Raw genomic sequence first — 12,775 nt, 5'->3', positions numbered from 1 at the left:
ATACTACCTAATCCTCATCAGTATGTTGTTTAGCTAGTTCATCTATATCTTTAGGTGGCCAATTTGGCACATTCATACCCAAAGACAAACCTAAACTATTTAAAACTAGCTTGATTTCATTCAAAGACTTTCTGCCAAAATTAGAAGTTCCTAACAGTTCAGCTTCCGTCTTTTGAACAAGATCACCTATATAAATGATGTTTGCGCTTTTCAGACAGTTATGAGACCTAACAGATAATTCCAATTCATCTACTCTACGCAATAAGACAGGATCATAGCCCAAATCTTTAGCACCATTAGACGAAGAAACCTGCGATTTTTTATAACTTACATCAGAACTAATAAAAGGCTGAAATTGTTCCTGTAATATCCTTGCAGCATAGTCAATAGCTTGACTTGGAGAGATTGTACCATCAGTTTCAATTGATAATATCAGCTTATCTTTATCAGTAACTTGACCAACACGACTATTCTCTACTCTATACGAAACCCTCTCGACAGGGCTATATAAAGCATTAACTGGAATAAAACCAATTAAATCTTGTTCACTCATAAGCTTTAAAAATTCATTTTCTTTATATTTAGTTACAGGAAGATAACCTTTTCCGTTAGCAACATATATAGTGATGTTAAGCTCTACATCTTGCCCTAGTGTACATATCACCAAATCTTTATTAACAATAGAGCATTGGTCATCAGTTTCTATCATTCCAGCTAATACTTGACAAGGCCCTTTAGCGCTCAAATTTAAGCACTTATTAGACGTGTTATTTAACTTACATCTCAACATGCCCATATTTAATACTATATTAGTTATGTCTTCCCTAACTCCTTGAATCGAAGTAAATTCATGATTCACACCTTCAATTTTTATTCCACAAACAGCACTACCGCAAAGAGAAGATAACATTGTACGCCTTAATGCATAACCTAATGTTAAAGCAAAACCACTTTCCAAAGGTTCTAGGACCACATCACTTTTTTTACTTGAATCACCTGATATTATCTTAATTGAATTAGGCTTAGTTAACTTATCTAAATTTCCACAGAAAGAAACATTATCACTATAATACATAAAATAAACCTTTCAAATATCTTATACTCTTCTTTTTTTCCTTAACCTGCACCCATTATGAGGTATTGGCGTTTCATCTGCAATTGAAGTTACAGTCAACCCACAGCTCCGAAGTGCTTTAACTGCAGCTTCTGCACCAAAACCAGGACCGCGAATTATTACAGAAACAACTTTCATACCAAATCCGTCTATTACTTTCTTCGCAGCAAAATCAGCAACCTTACCTGCAGCATAAGGTGTGGATTTTCTCGAACCAGAAAAACCACATGCACCAACAGAAGTTTGGTACAGCGTATTACCATAAACATCGGTTACATTTACAAAAGTATTATTAAAAGTTGCACGAATATGAACAACACCATTAATAAACGCTTTTATATTCTTACTAAACGTTTTAACTTTTTTCATAAAAACCCACGATAATAACAAATTTTATTTTTTCCCAGCAACAGGCAACCTAGATCTGCCTTTACGAGTTTTAGCATTAGTATGAGTTCTTTGTCCTCTCACAGGCAAACCCTTTCTGTGCCTTACTCCCCTATAACACCCCATTTCCACTAAAGATTTTATGTTTATAGCCACTTCTTTTCTGAGATCACCCTCTATGACATAATTTTGCCTAATAAAATTACTGATTTTCTCTATATCTTCATCTCGTAATTCTGAAACACGCTTGCGCTTATCAACTTCACAAGCATGACAAACCATATTCGCAGTAGTAATACCTATACCATATATATAAGTTAATGCAAAAGGAACACACTTCTTTACCGGAACATTTATACCTGCAATACGTGCCACTAATACCTCGATACCTTATTAATAATAACTCTTAATTTATATCACAAAACAACTTATAGTCAAACCAAATTACAAGAAATTTTACTTTCAATCTCTTGCATTACTCTATCAATACTCAAATTAGCGTTAATTGTTAACAATTTGCCCTTATAATACTCGCGTAAATCCTTCATCTGAAAGTAATATTCTCTTATTCTCTTATTAATTGCAGACATATTAGCATCATCAATTCTCTTCTCTAACCTCGTACTTTTACATTTAGCACAAGTAGTATTTTTAAAAGAAGATATACTATATATACTTTTACAATCCAAACACGTAAGACGATCTTTTAATCTATCAATTGCAATATTATCATCAAGCTGCAACTCAATTACAACATCAACATCCCTATTACATCTTTCTTGCAAAACTTGAGTTAAAAAACGAGCCTGGTTTAAATTTCTTGGAAAACCATCCAACAAAAAACTACCATCTATTGATGCAAGCTGGTCACACAATAATCTACATATAACTTCATCTTGAATTAAATTACCAGATTCGACAGTATCCTTTATTTCTTTACCTAATTTACTTCCGCTAGATATAATATTCCTTAATAAATCTCCTACTGAAATTAATTTCAAATTATATTTTGCTATTAATAAACTGGACTGAGTACCCTTACCAGAGCCAGGAGGACCAAAAATTGTAATAATCACTTCAGTCTCCTTGTTTTAGACTCATATTTCTTTATCCAACTGTCGTACCTATTCGAAAAAATATAAGATTGTACTTGCATAATAGTATCAGTAATAACGTTAACTATAATCAGCAAGCTCGTTCCACCAAAAATAAATGGTATATCATAATGATACCTCATAATTTCAGGTATAGTACATATTACCACCAAATACGCAGACCCAATAAATGTTAATTTGAAAACTATATCTTGAAGATAATCAGAAGTATGTTTTCCAGGCCTTCTACCAGGAATAAAACCACCATTTTTCTTAAGAAAATCAGCATTTTCCTCTGGATTAAATATAAAATTGGTATAGAAAAAGTTAAAAAATACTATAAGTATTAAGTAAGTTATGATGTACACTACTTTATTTGCCATAAAGTAATTTAAAATAAAATCAGCAATGGCATGATCCTTATAGAAACTTGCGATTGAAATAGGCGTTAATAGAATTGCATTAGCAAAAATAGTTGGTATGACACCAGATAAATTGATCTTTAATGGAATATAAGTAAAATCGTCATTATGTAATTTTTTAAACTGTTTTTTGGGATATTGAACAATTACTTTTCTATAAGAAGATTCTGTAAAAATAACTAAAAGGAGCAGTAAAAAAAACAATACTACAACAAAAAGGATAATGAATAACGACATGCTACCATTTTTATTTAATATTAACAGAGATGACAAAGCATTATGTAATTCGGATATTATGCCAGTAAAAATGATTAATGAGATACCATTACCTATACCGCTAACACTGATCTGCTCACCAAGCCATATTAAAAATACAGTTCCACCTAAAAGGCTAAAGACACCTATAGTATGAAACATAATACCAGGTTCGACTACAACTAATACTCCTTCCCTATTCATTCTTTCTAACCCTATTAGGATCGTAATTGATTGAAAGATACAAAACACTATAGTCATATAGCGTATATAAGAGTTCATTTTTCGACGTCCCAACTCTCCATCATTTTTAATTTCATTGATTCCTTTAACGGCAGAAGATAATAATTGCATAACTATGGATGCAACTATGTATGGCATAACGTTTAATGCTAAAATTGTCATTCTAGCTAAAGCGCCACCAGAAAATAAATTAAATACTCCAAAAACACCAAAACTCTCTTTTGGAAATATATCATTGATTATATCAAGGTTAATTCCAGGAATAGGTACATAAGTACCCAAACGATAACAAACTAAAGCCACTAGCGTAAAAAATATACGCTTTAATAAATCACCTTTATATAATAACGTAGAATCCAAACTATTAAATGCAAATTTACTGTTCATGATTTACGATAGTATTTCCACACTACCACCAACTGAAGTTACAGATCTTTTTGCAGCTTCCGATGCAAAATCAACATGAAACACAAATTTTTCGCTCAATTTACCTTTATTAAGAAGTTTTATTTCGCTCTTAACAGATCTGATAAAACCTAACTTATGTAGCAACTGCTTATCTATGATAGAGTCCTTTACTATTTTTTTAGCTTCTATTAAACGCTGTACATCACCAACATTAAATATAGAGTATACATTTTTGCGTATAGGCTTAAAACCTCTTTTAGGTAAACGAGTATATATAGACTGTTGCCCACCTTCAAAACCATTTATGGAAACCCCACTTCTAGCTTTCTGCCCCTTATGTCCTCTACCGGATGTTTTACCTTTACCACAACCAATACCTCTACCTAACAATTTAGGCTTTTTTTTCTTAGATAATTTGGTAAATATAGAATTTAATTTTACAGCATCATTCATACTTTACCTATTTTCAACTATCTCACTAATCTTTTTACCCCTCTTGCCTGCCACTTGGCGAGGAGATAACATAACACCAAAAGCCTTAAACACTGCACATATAATATTATGAGGATCATTTGATCTAGTAGATTTAGCTACCACATCCTTTATACCTAATACCTCAAAAACCAACCTCATTGCTCCACCAGCAATAATACCTGTTCCAGCCCTTGCAGCTCTTAAAACTATCTCACCAGAACAAAATTTAGCTTTAATATCATGATGTAAAGTTCTACCTTCACGTAAGTACACTCTAATCATCGACTTCTTTGCAGCATTTACAGCTTTCACTCTTGCTTCAGCAACCTCTGCATGCTTACCTATTCCACATCCTACCCTACCCTTCTCATCACCAACAACAACCAAAATTGAAAATGAAAATCTTCTACCACCTTTGGTAACCGTTGTTACTCTTCGCACTGAAACTAAAAGCTCTAATAAATCATTATTATTTTGTAAATTCTTTATAGCCATACTCAAAACCTTCTAAAATTCAAATCCAGAGCTTCTTAAAGCTTCAGCAAATTGAGAAATTAATCCTGTATATTTATATGCACCACGATCAAACGCAAACCGCTGCTCCAATTTCATACCAGACAGACGCTCAATCATTAAAGAAGAAACTTGCTTTATAGTTTCAGGATTGACCCTACCTTTACATACGCCCCTAATTTTAGCATCCAAAGTAGAAGTAGAAGCGATGGTGATTCCTTTTGCATCGTTAATCAACTGAACGTAAAAATGTTTATTAGACTTAAATATGGATATACGTAAACGCTCAACACCATTATTGAGCTTCTTTCTATTACGTAACTTCCTTTTCTTAGCATTACTTAAAAAATTATACAATCTTTTCATTTTAATTACTTCTTTTTACTTACAACCTTACGCGGCATAAATTTGCCTTTTATTCTAATACCCTTACCTTTATAAGGATCATATTTTCTAATTTTGCATATATCAGAAGCCACCATATAGACTTTTTGCTTATCCATACCACGAATCACTAAATGAGTTGGCTTTATACACTTAATCTCAACATCTTTAGGCACTTTATACTTAACATTATGGCTATAACCAAGATACAAAGTCAAATACTTATCATCACACTCTGCTTTATACCCAACACCATTAATTTCAAAATCAACAGAAAAATCATTAACCATACCGTTAATAACATTATTAATATTACTTCTACAAGTACCCCACATAGATTTTATTTGATCATAATCATCGCTATTTTGATCAACAGAAAGTAATAATTGATTATCAACTACCTGACACAGAATGTTACCACACAGGCTCAGCTCCTTTTCTGCCTTAGCATTTTTTATTAATATCCTACCATCATTATATTCAACTGAAAAATCAGCAGGAATATTAATAGGTGCTGCACCTATACGAGACATATATTTCTCCTATCATTCAAAACACACGACACAAAACTTCTCCACCAACCTTTAATTTACGCGCGTTATAATCAGTCATCACTCCTTTCGATGTAGATATAATAAAAATACCAAGACCATTATATGCTTTAGAAATGTCCTTATACTTAGAATAAAAACGACAACCAGGCTTTGACACCCTAATTATGTCGCTAATTACAGATGACTTTTCATAGTACTTCAACTTTACAATGAAAGAAGGTATATTACCTATAACTTCTTTTTGATAATCAAGGATATATCCTTCATCTTTTAAAATCTTCAATATAGAAGAATTTAGTTTGGAAAACAACACTATTGTTGTTCTATGCACTGCTAATTGAGCATTACGTATCCTTGTTAAAAAATCACCAATACTATCAGATAACGCCACAATATACTCCTTATATTATATTCACCAACTAGACTTTGTAACTCCTGGAACTTGCCCAAAAGAACATAAATCACGCAAAACAATTCTACATAAACCAAATTTTCTATATACCCCTCTTGGTCTCCCAGTTAAAGCACACCTATTTCTAATTTTGGTTTTAGAAGAATCTCTAGGCAATTTTTTAATCAGATTGTTTTGAGCAGCAAACCTCTCGTCAAGAGATATCTTCTTATTATTCATTATAGATTTCAACTCTTCCCTTCTCTCCTTATACTGATCGCATAGCTTCATTCTACGAAGATTCCTCTGTACCATAGATTTTTTTGCCATATATTTTTTCTCTCAATTAATCAAAAAAAGGAAACCTAAAAGCCAGTAATAACTCCTTTGCTTCTCTATCACTAACCGCACTTGTTATAACATTAATATCCATACCTCTAATTTTACTTATTTTATCATAGTCTATTTCTAAAAATGAGATATGCTCCTTGATACCAAAGGAAAAATTACCATTACCGTCGAATTGCTTCACACTAAATCCTCTAAAATCTTTTTCCCTTGGTAAAGTAATATATATCAATCTTTCTAAGAACTCATACATTTTATTTCTACGCAATGTTACTTTGCAACCTACTGTAGCACCTTTTCTAATCTTGAAACCAGAAATAGATTTTTTTGCAAAAGTTGACACAGGCTTTTGCCCAGCAATCAAATATAGATTATCAAATGGCTCATTTATCGCTTTACTATCTGCAGCAGCATCTCCAACACCCATATTAATACATACTTTAACAAGTTTAGGTACTTGCATTATATTGTCGTAATTGAATTTATCCTTTAGAGACTTTACTATACTACTTTTATATAACTCTTTAAACATATCAACCTAATCTATTACTTCTCCAGAAACTTTTGCAAAACGAACTTTTCTATCATCTATAACCTTAAACCCTACTCTAGTTGGAGTTTTATACTTAGGATCCAATGTTGCAACGTTGGATATATCAACAGCTAACTCTTTATTTAATACACCACCACTACTACCAGCTTTTGGTTTAGTATGTCTTTTATGCACATTTACGCCAGAAACAATTACTTTCTTTTTAGCATCACGTGTTATAACTTTGATTACCTTACCAATTTTTCTCTTATCCTTACCAGTTAAAACTATAACATCGTCACCACTTTTTATTTTAGCACTCATTATAAAACCTCAACAGCTAATGACATTATCTTCATAAAAGAACCAGATGATAACTTTTTTACTGGACCAAACACCCGAGTACCAAGCGGTTCACCTTGATCATTAATTAAAACCACAGCATTGCTGGAAAAACGAATTACAGAGCCATCAGATTTCTTAACACTATTTTTCACTCTAACAACAACTGCTTTATACACCCTTCCTTTTTCAACTTTACCTTTTGGATTAATAGATTTAGTAGATATAATAATCACATCACCTACAGATGCAGATTTCCTACCACCTAACAAGCCAATACAAAGCACTTCACGCGCACCAGAATTATCAGCTACTTCTAATAATGTATTTTTTTGAATCATATAAACACCTATTCCATCTTAGCTATTGATCACAACCCATCTTTTAGTAGCAGAAAGAGGCTTATGTTCCTGTATTAAAACCCTACCCCCTTTTTTGCAACTATTATTTTCGTCATGTGCTGTATACTTCTTATATTTTTTGATAATCTTCTTATACAGCTTATCCTTATACACTTGCAATACTGAAACCTTTACAGTCTTATCACACTCAGCCTTAGTTACAGTACCAGAAAAAATCTTCTTAGGCATTTTTTTCCTCTCTCCTTCTTATATTTAATACAGTTAGAATACGAGCTATGCTCTTTCTTATTAAGCTAAAACGTGAAACATTGTTACATTGCCCCAACTTCTTTTGAAAAACCAAATTAGCAAATTCTTTTCTCAAATTCACAAGAATTTCATGTAACTCTTGTGAAGATTTTGATTCAACTTCAAGTATATCCATTACAACTCCATTCAATCATGATTAGATACAAATTTACACTTCATAGGAAGCTTAGCAGTCGCCTTTTCAAGCGCCAATTTTGCTAAATGCATTGGAACATCACTGCTAATTTCAAATAAAACCCTACCGGGCTTAGCCTTAAATATCCAAAACTCAACACTACCTTTCCCTTTGCCCATACGTACATCTGCTGGCTTTTTACTAACCGGGGTATCAGGAAAAATTCTTATCCACACTTTACCAGAGCGTTTTAACATTTTAGATATTACACGTCTTGCAGTTTCAATATGCTTAGACTGAACCTTACCTACTTCCACAGCTTTTAAGCCATAATCTCCAAAAGATAATGTACTACCACCCTTCGCATTACCCTTGATTCGCCCTTTAAACACCTTTTTATATTTACTCTTTTTGGGAACAAACATTTCAATATACCTTAACTACCAATATAAACCCAAACTTTAACTCCTATAATACCACATATAGTTTTCGCTTCACAAAAAGCATAATCTATATTAGCACGTAAAGTGTGCAAAGGCAAACGACCTTCTTTATACCATTCAGTACGAGCTATCTCAGCACAGTTAAGACGCCCAGAACAACTCACCTTAATACCTTTAGCACCCATCCTCAAACAACTTAGAATAGCTTTTTTCATCGCTCTTCTAAATGAACCCCTTTTTTCTAACTGTTGTGCAATGCTGTTTGCTATTAAAGCTGCATCTACTTCAGATCTTTTAACTCCTACTACATTCACTTCAACATTACTTTTTACTTTTTCAGCTATTTTTTGCTTTATCTTCTTAATATCTGACCCTTTCTTACCTATTATCACTCCAGGCCTAGAAGAATGTATTATTACAGACACTAAATTGACCGTACGCTCTATAACTACCTTAGAAACACCAGCATGCTTAAAAGATTTATTTATATAACTGCGAATAAATAGATCTTGATGTAATCCCTGTTTATAACCCTTTTCAGCATACCAAATTGAATTCCAGGTATTAGTATTTACTTGCAACCTAAACCCTATAGGATTAACCTTTTGTCCCATATTTTTACACTTTCCTTATTAATTTTCCATTTTTATGAATCATATAATTACCCCCAATTTTACAGTTATATTACTATAACGTTTACTAACTCTATTAGCCCTACCCATAGCTTTTGGATATACTCTACGCAAAGTAAGAGACTTACCTATTAAAATTTCTTTTATATATAAATTATCAATGTCCAATCCATAGTTATTTTGAGCATTAGCAATTGCAGAATTCAATACCTTCATTATAAAATCAGCAGCTTTTTTTTCGCAAAATCTTAATTGTATATTAGCAAAAGAAACTTTTTTATTACGTACTAAATCAGCAGCCAAATTCAATTTACGAGGAGTTGATTTTAAAACCCTAGAACCAGCCTTAACTATTACATCTCTGTTTTTCATATCAATCACCTTCTTGTTGCCTTCTTATCACCACTATGCCCAGTAAATTTACGAGTGGGTGAAAATTCACCAAATTTATGACCTATCATATTCTGATCATTAACATTAACAGGAATGTAATCCTTACCATTATAAACAGCAAACTTTAAACCCAAACAACTAGGAGGGATTACAGAAGCTCTAGAGCGAATTTTTATGACCATATTAACAAGCCCTTTCTTTAAAGCAGCTTTTACTGCTCTTATTACAGAAGGATGACAAAAAGGCGGCTTCCACACAGATCTACTCATAAATTACCCTTTTAATTGCTTTATATATTTATTACTAGGTTTGTTTTTCTTTCTAGTTTTCCTACCATTAGTTGAAACACCCCAAGGAGTAACAGGATGACGACCACCAGAAGTTTTTCCTTCTCCACCCCCATGAGGATGATCAACCGGATTCATCGCAACCCCACGCACAGTAGGTCTAATTCCAAGCCACCTACTTCTCCCAGCTTTACCTAGCTTTCTATTCTTATGATCAGAGTTAGAAACTACACCAATAGTAGCTTTACAAGAAGATAAAACCAGCCTAACTTGATCAGACCTAAGTCGCAATAAAGTATACTGACCATCACGCCCAACAATTTGCGCATAACAACCGGCAGCTCTAGCAATCGCAGCACCATTACCTGGTTTTAGCTCAATATTATGAACAAAGGAACCAACAGGTATATATTTCAATAACAAACAATTACCTGGTAGAATATCAGCATCATTTCCAACTGTAACAATATCACCAAGCTTCATACCTTGAGGAGCTAATATATAAGACTTAGTATCATCTTCTTCATATGATATCAATGCTAAAAACCCACTTCTATTTGGGTCATACTCTATTTTTTCAACTACACCCCGACCACTTCTATTACGTTTAAAATCTATCATCCTATACTTCTTCTTGTGACCACCACCCCTGTGACGAGTTGTAATTCTACCTTGATTATTCCTTCCACCACTGGATTTCTTACCAGATACAAGAGACTTTTCTGGCTTATCTTTTGATAAACCAGCTTTACTTATTAATACAGTCCCACGAGAAGACGGAGTAACAGGATTAAAAAATTTCATACCTATATTAAACACTCATTATATCTAATTTCTGACCATCTATCAAAGAAAAATAAACCTTTTTTTTCTGTTTTTCACAACCAATCACACCCCTGAAACGCCTATATTTCGGTTTTACTTTAATAACATTTATAGAAGAAACCTTAACATTAAATAGAGACTCTATTGCCGACTTTATTTGACACTTATTTACATTCACAAAAACATACAAAGAATATTTATTAAACTTCTCCCTCAAAAAAGAGGCCTTTTCTGTAATTATAGGAGATTTTATTATATTATTATATTTGATCATAATAATCTACCTTCAAGATGCTTTAAAGTATCTTTTGTTAACATCACACATTCATGATTCAATATATCAAAGACATTTAACCCAATAGGTTTGATTAAGTCCACATAATGCAAATTTCTAACAGCACGCAACAAATTATCTCCATAATTCCCAACTATCAAAAAGGAAGAAAATTTAAAATTTTTAATATATTCACACATTTCAGATGTTTTCTTCACATCAACATTTAAATTATCCAGAATAATCACTTGATTATTTAAATATTTTAGAGATAAAGCAATTTTTAAACCAAATTTGCGTACCTTTCTATTAAGAGAATAAGCATGACCCCTCACAACAGGGCCGAAAATAACCCCACCACCTCTAAATTGAGGAGATCGCAAACTCCCTTGTCTTGCTCTACCAGTACGTTTTTGACCATAAGGTTTAGCTGTTGTGCCAGAAACATCACTGATACCTTTTGTTTTATGAGTACCAACTCTTCTCTTTGCTAATTGCCATCTCGCTACATCATGCAAAATACTCAAATTTTGCTTGGCAGAAAATATCAAAGGGTTAAGCTGAGCAATACCTACATTATTATTAGATAGATTAACTAAATTACATTCCATAACTAACTCACCAAATTACTAGTATCATCATTTGCATCTAACAGCAAACCCACCGGAAAAGGAGCATCTTTATGTAAAGATTTTTTAACTGCATCTCTCACAAAAACATAAGAATTTTTAAACCCAGGAACATTGTTACCCTTTACAGCAATTATACTATTTTCATAATCAATAGATAATATCTTCATATTTTGTGCAGTTACTCTGCTATTACCTAAATGACCAGCCATTTTCTTTCCTCTGAATACTCTACCAGGATCCTGACATTGACCAGTAGAACCTTGCGATCTATGAGCAATAGAAACACCATGAGATGCCCTAAGCCCACTAAAATTATGCCGTTTCATCACACCAGCAAACCCTTTACCTACAGAACAACCCGTAATATCAAGATATTGACCAACTACAAAATGATTAATTCCCACCTTTTTACCACATTCTATTCCCAATAGGTCATTTAATCTACTTTCGTATAACTTGCATTTATTATTTATACCATTTTTCTTTAAATATTCCAACTGAGGTTTTGCTATATTTTTAAAATCTCCTGCACCTAAAATGACTGAATTGTAGCCACATTTATCTTGTCTTTTTATACCAATAATATAAGTTTCGCTGAGATGCAATAAAGTTACAGCCATGCGACTATTATCAGAGTATATAGCAGTATGACCAATATTCGCCATTAATAAACCAATTCTCCTCAGCGAATTTATTCTCTTCATTTCCTTCTCCTAAACCTTAACTTCCTTAACTTTTAGATCCACTTCCACGCCAGCAGAAAAAGATAAACCTGTAAGCATCTGCATCATAGTAGGAGTAAGATCATGCAAGACAATTAAACGCTTGGAAATTCTCATTTCAAATTGTTCACGAGATTTTTTATCAACGTGAGGAGATCTATTAACAATAAATTTAGAATCTTTTCTTGGCAACGCAATCGGACCAGATAATTTTGCACTAGACCGCTTTAATTCATCAACAAATTTTCGAACACACTCCTCTAATAAAGAACAATCGAAAGCCTTAATCTTAATGTATATATCTTGCTTCATCTCAATTA

General features: G+C 32.8%; 25 protein-coding genes. All 25 read right to left on the bottom strand.

The features are described 5' to 3' along the window. Window positions 1-7: 7 nt before the first annotated feature. Genes ABLO99_RS01505 through rpsJ form a run of 25 tightly spaced genes read right to left on the bottom strand, consistent with a single transcriptional unit; the run spans window position 8 to window position 12,767 of the window. Window positions 8-1,075, bottom strand: coding sequence for a DNA-directed RNA polymerase subunit alpha (locus ABLO99_RS01505; protein WP_349967948.1), 1,068 nt, complete (start codon window positions 1,073-1,075; stop codon window positions 8-10). 21 nt (window positions 1,076-1,096) lie between these two features. Further along, complete coding sequence (gene rpsK / locus ABLO99_RS01500) at window positions 1,097-1,483, bottom strand: 30S ribosomal protein S11 (RefSeq protein ID WP_047758914.1); 387 nt, start codon at window positions 1,481-1,483, stop codon at window positions 1,097-1,099. Between the two features lie 24 nt (window positions 1,484-1,507). Beyond that, window positions 1,508-1,876 carry a 30S ribosomal protein S13 gene (gene rpsM / locus ABLO99_RS01495; protein WP_349967945.1) on the bottom strand — a complete coding sequence of 123 codons (369 nt, stop codon included), beginning with the start codon at window positions 1,874-1,876 and terminating at the stop codon, window positions 1,508-1,510. Between the two features lie 59 nt (window positions 1,877-1,935). After that, the gene (locus tag ABLO99_RS01490; RefSeq protein ID WP_047758916.1) at window positions 1,936-2,577 is read right to left on the bottom strand and encodes an adenylate kinase family protein; all 642 of its coding nucleotides are present in this window, start codon (window positions 2,575-2,577) and stop codon (window positions 1,936-1,938) included. Next, complete coding sequence (gene secY / locus ABLO99_RS01485; protein WP_047758917.1) at window positions 2,574-3,902, bottom strand: preprotein translocase subunit SecY; 1,329 nt, start codon at window positions 3,900-3,902, stop codon at window positions 2,574-2,576. Before secY ends, ABLO99_RS01490 begins: the two co-directional genes overlap by 4 nt. A 3-nt stretch (window positions 3,903-3,905) precedes the next feature. Next, window positions 3,906-4,376 carry a 50S ribosomal protein L15 gene (rplO, locus tag ABLO99_RS01480; RefSeq protein WP_349967943.1) on the bottom strand — a complete coding sequence of 157 codons (471 nt, stop codon included), beginning with the start codon at window positions 4,374-4,376 and terminating at the stop codon, window positions 3,906-3,908. 3 nt (window positions 4,377-4,379) lie between these two features. Beyond that, a complete protein-coding gene (rpsE, locus tag ABLO99_RS01475; protein ID WP_047758919.1) occupies window positions 4,380-4,892 on the bottom strand; it encodes a 30S ribosomal protein S5 in 513 nt (170 codons plus the stop codon). A 12-nt stretch (window positions 4,893-4,904) separates the two neighbouring features. Then, window positions 4,905-5,276 carry a 50S ribosomal protein L18 gene (locus tag ABLO99_RS01470; RefSeq protein WP_349967940.1) on the bottom strand — a complete coding sequence of 124 codons (372 nt, stop codon included), beginning with the start codon at window positions 5,274-5,276 and terminating at the stop codon, window positions 4,905-4,907. 5 nt (window positions 5,277-5,281) lie between these two features. Continuing rightward, window positions 5,282-5,827 carry a 50S ribosomal protein L6 gene (gene rplF, locus ABLO99_RS01465; protein WP_349967939.1) on the bottom strand — a complete coding sequence of 182 codons (546 nt, stop codon included), beginning with the start codon at window positions 5,825-5,827 and terminating at the stop codon, window positions 5,282-5,284. 16 nt (window positions 5,828-5,843) lie between these two features. Then, entirely contained in the window at window positions 5,844-6,239 is a 396-nt protein-coding gene (gene rpsH, locus ABLO99_RS01460; RefSeq protein WP_047758922.1) for a 30S ribosomal protein S8, read from the bottom strand. Between the two features lie 21 nt (window positions 6,240-6,260). After that, on the bottom strand, window positions 6,261-6,569 hold the full coding sequence (gene rpsN, locus ABLO99_RS01455) for a 30S ribosomal protein S14 (RefSeq protein ID WP_047758923.1): 309 nt from the start codon (window positions 6,567-6,569) through the stop codon (window positions 6,261-6,263). 16 nt (window positions 6,570-6,585) lie between these two features. Further along, on the bottom strand, window positions 6,586-7,119 hold the full coding sequence (gene rplE / locus ABLO99_RS01450; RefSeq protein WP_047758924.1) for a 50S ribosomal protein L5: 534 nt from the start codon (window positions 7,117-7,119) through the stop codon (window positions 6,586-6,588). Window positions 7,120-7,125: 6 nt separating this feature from the next. After that, on the bottom strand, window positions 7,126-7,443 hold the full coding sequence (gene rplX / locus ABLO99_RS01445) for a 50S ribosomal protein L24 (protein WP_047758925.1): 318 nt from the start codon (window positions 7,441-7,443) through the stop codon (window positions 7,126-7,128). Continuing rightward, window positions 7,443-7,802 carry a 50S ribosomal protein L14 gene (gene rplN, locus ABLO99_RS01440; RefSeq protein WP_047758926.1) on the bottom strand — a complete coding sequence of 120 codons (360 nt, stop codon included), beginning with the start codon at window positions 7,800-7,802 and terminating at the stop codon, window positions 7,443-7,445. Before rplN ends, rplX begins: the two co-directional genes overlap by 1 nt. 18 nt (window positions 7,803-7,820) lie before the next feature. Continuing rightward, window positions 7,821-8,051 (bottom strand): 30S ribosomal protein S17, encoded by a 231-nt coding sequence (gene rpsQ / locus ABLO99_RS01435; RefSeq protein WP_349967934.1) that lies wholly within the window; start codon window positions 8,049-8,051, stop codon window positions 7,821-7,823. Beyond that, entirely contained in the window at window positions 8,044-8,247 is a 204-nt protein-coding gene (gene rpmC, locus ABLO99_RS01430) for a 50S ribosomal protein L29 (RefSeq protein ID WP_349967933.1), read from the bottom strand. Before rpmC ends, rpsQ begins: the two co-directional genes overlap by 8 nt. 11 nt (window positions 8,248-8,258) lie before the next feature. Further along, window positions 8,259-8,672, bottom strand: coding sequence for a 50S ribosomal protein L16 (gene rplP / locus ABLO99_RS01425; protein WP_047758929.1), 414 nt, complete (start codon window positions 8,670-8,672; stop codon window positions 8,259-8,261). Between the two features lie 11 nt (window positions 8,673-8,683). Next, complete coding sequence (gene rpsC, locus ABLO99_RS01420; protein ID WP_349967931.1) at window positions 8,684-9,304, bottom strand: 30S ribosomal protein S3; 621 nt, start codon at window positions 9,302-9,304, stop codon at window positions 8,684-8,686. Between the two features lie 39 nt (window positions 9,305-9,343). Further along, entirely contained in the window at window positions 9,344-9,694 is a 351-nt protein-coding gene (rplV, locus tag ABLO99_RS01415; protein ID WP_047758931.1) for a 50S ribosomal protein L22, read from the bottom strand. A 5-nt stretch (window positions 9,695-9,699) separates the two neighbouring features. Further along, window positions 9,700-9,984 (bottom strand): 30S ribosomal protein S19, encoded by a 285-nt coding sequence (gene rpsS, locus ABLO99_RS01410; protein WP_047758932.1) that lies wholly within the window; start codon window positions 9,982-9,984, stop codon window positions 9,700-9,702. Between the two features lie 3 nt (window positions 9,985-9,987). Further along, a complete protein-coding gene (gene rplB, locus ABLO99_RS01405) occupies window positions 9,988-10,812 on the bottom strand; it encodes a 50S ribosomal protein L2 (RefSeq protein WP_114517040.1) in 825 nt (274 codons plus the stop codon). Window position 10,813: 1 nt separating this feature from the next. Then, window positions 10,814-11,101, bottom strand: coding sequence for a 50S ribosomal protein L23 (locus ABLO99_RS01400; RefSeq protein WP_047758933.1), 288 nt, complete (start codon window positions 11,099-11,101; stop codon window positions 10,814-10,816). Further along, on the bottom strand, window positions 11,098-11,712 hold the full coding sequence (gene rplD / locus ABLO99_RS01395; protein WP_349967927.1) for a 50S ribosomal protein L4: 615 nt from the start codon (window positions 11,710-11,712) through the stop codon (window positions 11,098-11,100). Before rplD ends, ABLO99_RS01400 begins: the two co-directional genes overlap by 4 nt. Before the next feature lie 2 nt (window positions 11,713-11,714). Then, the gene (gene rplC, locus ABLO99_RS01390) at window positions 11,715-12,437 is read right to left on the bottom strand and encodes a 50S ribosomal protein L3 (RefSeq protein ID WP_349967925.1); all 723 of its coding nucleotides are present in this window, start codon (window positions 12,435-12,437) and stop codon (window positions 11,715-11,717) included. Between the two features lie 9 nt (window positions 12,438-12,446). After that, window positions 12,447-12,767 (bottom strand): 30S ribosomal protein S10, encoded by a 321-nt coding sequence (rpsJ, locus tag ABLO99_RS01385; protein WP_047758936.1) that lies wholly within the window; start codon window positions 12,765-12,767, stop codon window positions 12,447-12,449. Window positions 12,768-12,775 lie beyond the last annotated feature (8 nt).

This window comes from Wolbachia endosymbiont of Armadillidium arcangelii (assembly GCF_040207875.1).
GTDB lineage: Bacteria > Pseudomonadota > Alphaproteobacteria > Rickettsiales > Anaplasmataceae > Wolbachia.
Note: the sequence above shows the minus strand (reverse complement) of the source record. Positions and strands in the feature narration are given on the sequence as shown.

Excerpts from the sequence above, each read along its gene's own strand:
- rplX (WP_047758925.1), bottom strand. The coding sequence starts at position 7,443 with ATGAGTGCTAAAATAAAAAGTGGTGACGATGTTATAGTTTTAACTGGT.
- rpsJ (WP_047758936.1), bottom strand. The coding sequence starts at position 12,767 with ATGAAGCAAGATATATACATTAAGATTAAGGCTTTCGATTGTTCTTTA.
- rpsC (WP_349967931.1), bottom strand. The coding sequence starts at position 9,304 with ATGGGACAAAAGGTTAATCCTATAGGGTTTAGGTTGCAAGTAAATACT.
- rplO (WP_349967943.1), bottom strand. The coding sequence starts at position 4,376 with ATGAATGATGCTGTAAAATTAAATTCTATATTTACCAAATTATCTAAG.
- rpsE (WP_047758919.1), bottom strand. The coding sequence starts at position 4,892 with ATGGCTATAAAGAATTTACAAAATAATAATGATTTATTAGAGCTTTTA.
- rplD (WP_349967927.1), bottom strand. The coding sequence starts at position 11,712 with ATGGAATGTAATTTAGTTAATCTATCTAATAATAATGTAGGTATTGCT.
- ABLO99_RS01470 (WP_349967940.1), bottom strand. The coding sequence starts at position 5,276 with ATGAAAAGATTGTATAATTTTTTAAGTAATGCTAAGAAAAGGAAGTTA.
- rplP (WP_047758929.1), bottom strand. The coding sequence starts at position 8,672 with ATGTTTGTTCCCAAAAAGAGTAAATATAAAAAGGTGTTTAAAGGGCGA.
- rpsK (WP_047758914.1), bottom strand. The coding sequence starts at position 1,483 with ATGAAAAAAGTTAAAACGTTTAGTAAGAATATAAAAGCGTTTATTAAT.
- rpsN (WP_047758923.1), bottom strand. The coding sequence starts at position 6,569 with ATGGCAAAAAAATCTATGGTACAGAGGAATCTTCGTAGAATGAAGCTA.
- ABLO99_RS01505 (WP_349967948.1), bottom strand. The coding sequence starts at position 1,075 with ATGTATTATAGTGATAATGTTTCTTTCTGTGGAAATTTAGATAAGTTA.
- rplN (WP_047758926.1), bottom strand. The coding sequence starts at position 7,802 with ATGATTCAAAAAAATACATTATTAGAAGTAGCTGATAATTCTGGTGCG.
- rplE (WP_047758924.1), bottom strand. The coding sequence starts at position 7,119 with ATGTTTAAAGAGTTATATAAAAGTAGTATAGTAAAGTCTCTAAAGGAT.
- rplC (WP_349967925.1), bottom strand. The coding sequence starts at position 12,437 with ATGAAGAGAATAAATTCGCTGAGGAGAATTGGTTTATTAATGGCGAAT.
- secY (WP_047758917.1), bottom strand. The coding sequence starts at position 3,902 with ATGAACAGTAAATTTGCATTTAATAGTTTGGATTCTACGTTATTATAT.
- ABLO99_RS01400 (WP_047758933.1), bottom strand. The coding sequence starts at position 11,101 with ATGATCAAATATAATAATATAATAAAATCTCCTATAATTACAGAAAAG.
- rpmC (WP_349967933.1), bottom strand. The coding sequence starts at position 8,247 with ATGGATATACTTGAAGTTGAATCAAAATCTTCACAAGAGTTACATGAA.
- rpsQ (WP_349967934.1), bottom strand. The coding sequence starts at position 8,051 with ATGCCTAAGAAGATTTTTTCTGGTACTGTAACTAAGGCTGAGTGTGAT.
- rplV (WP_047758931.1), bottom strand. The coding sequence starts at position 9,694 with ATGAAAAACAGAGATGTAATAGTTAAGGCTGGTTCTAGGGTTTTAAAA.
- rpsS (WP_047758932.1), bottom strand. The coding sequence starts at position 9,984 with ATGAGTAGATCTGTGTGGAAGCCGCCTTTTTGTCATCCTTCTGTAATA.
- rplF (WP_349967939.1), bottom strand. The coding sequence starts at position 5,827 with ATGTCTCGTATAGGTGCAGCACCTATTAATATTCCTGCTGATTTTTCA.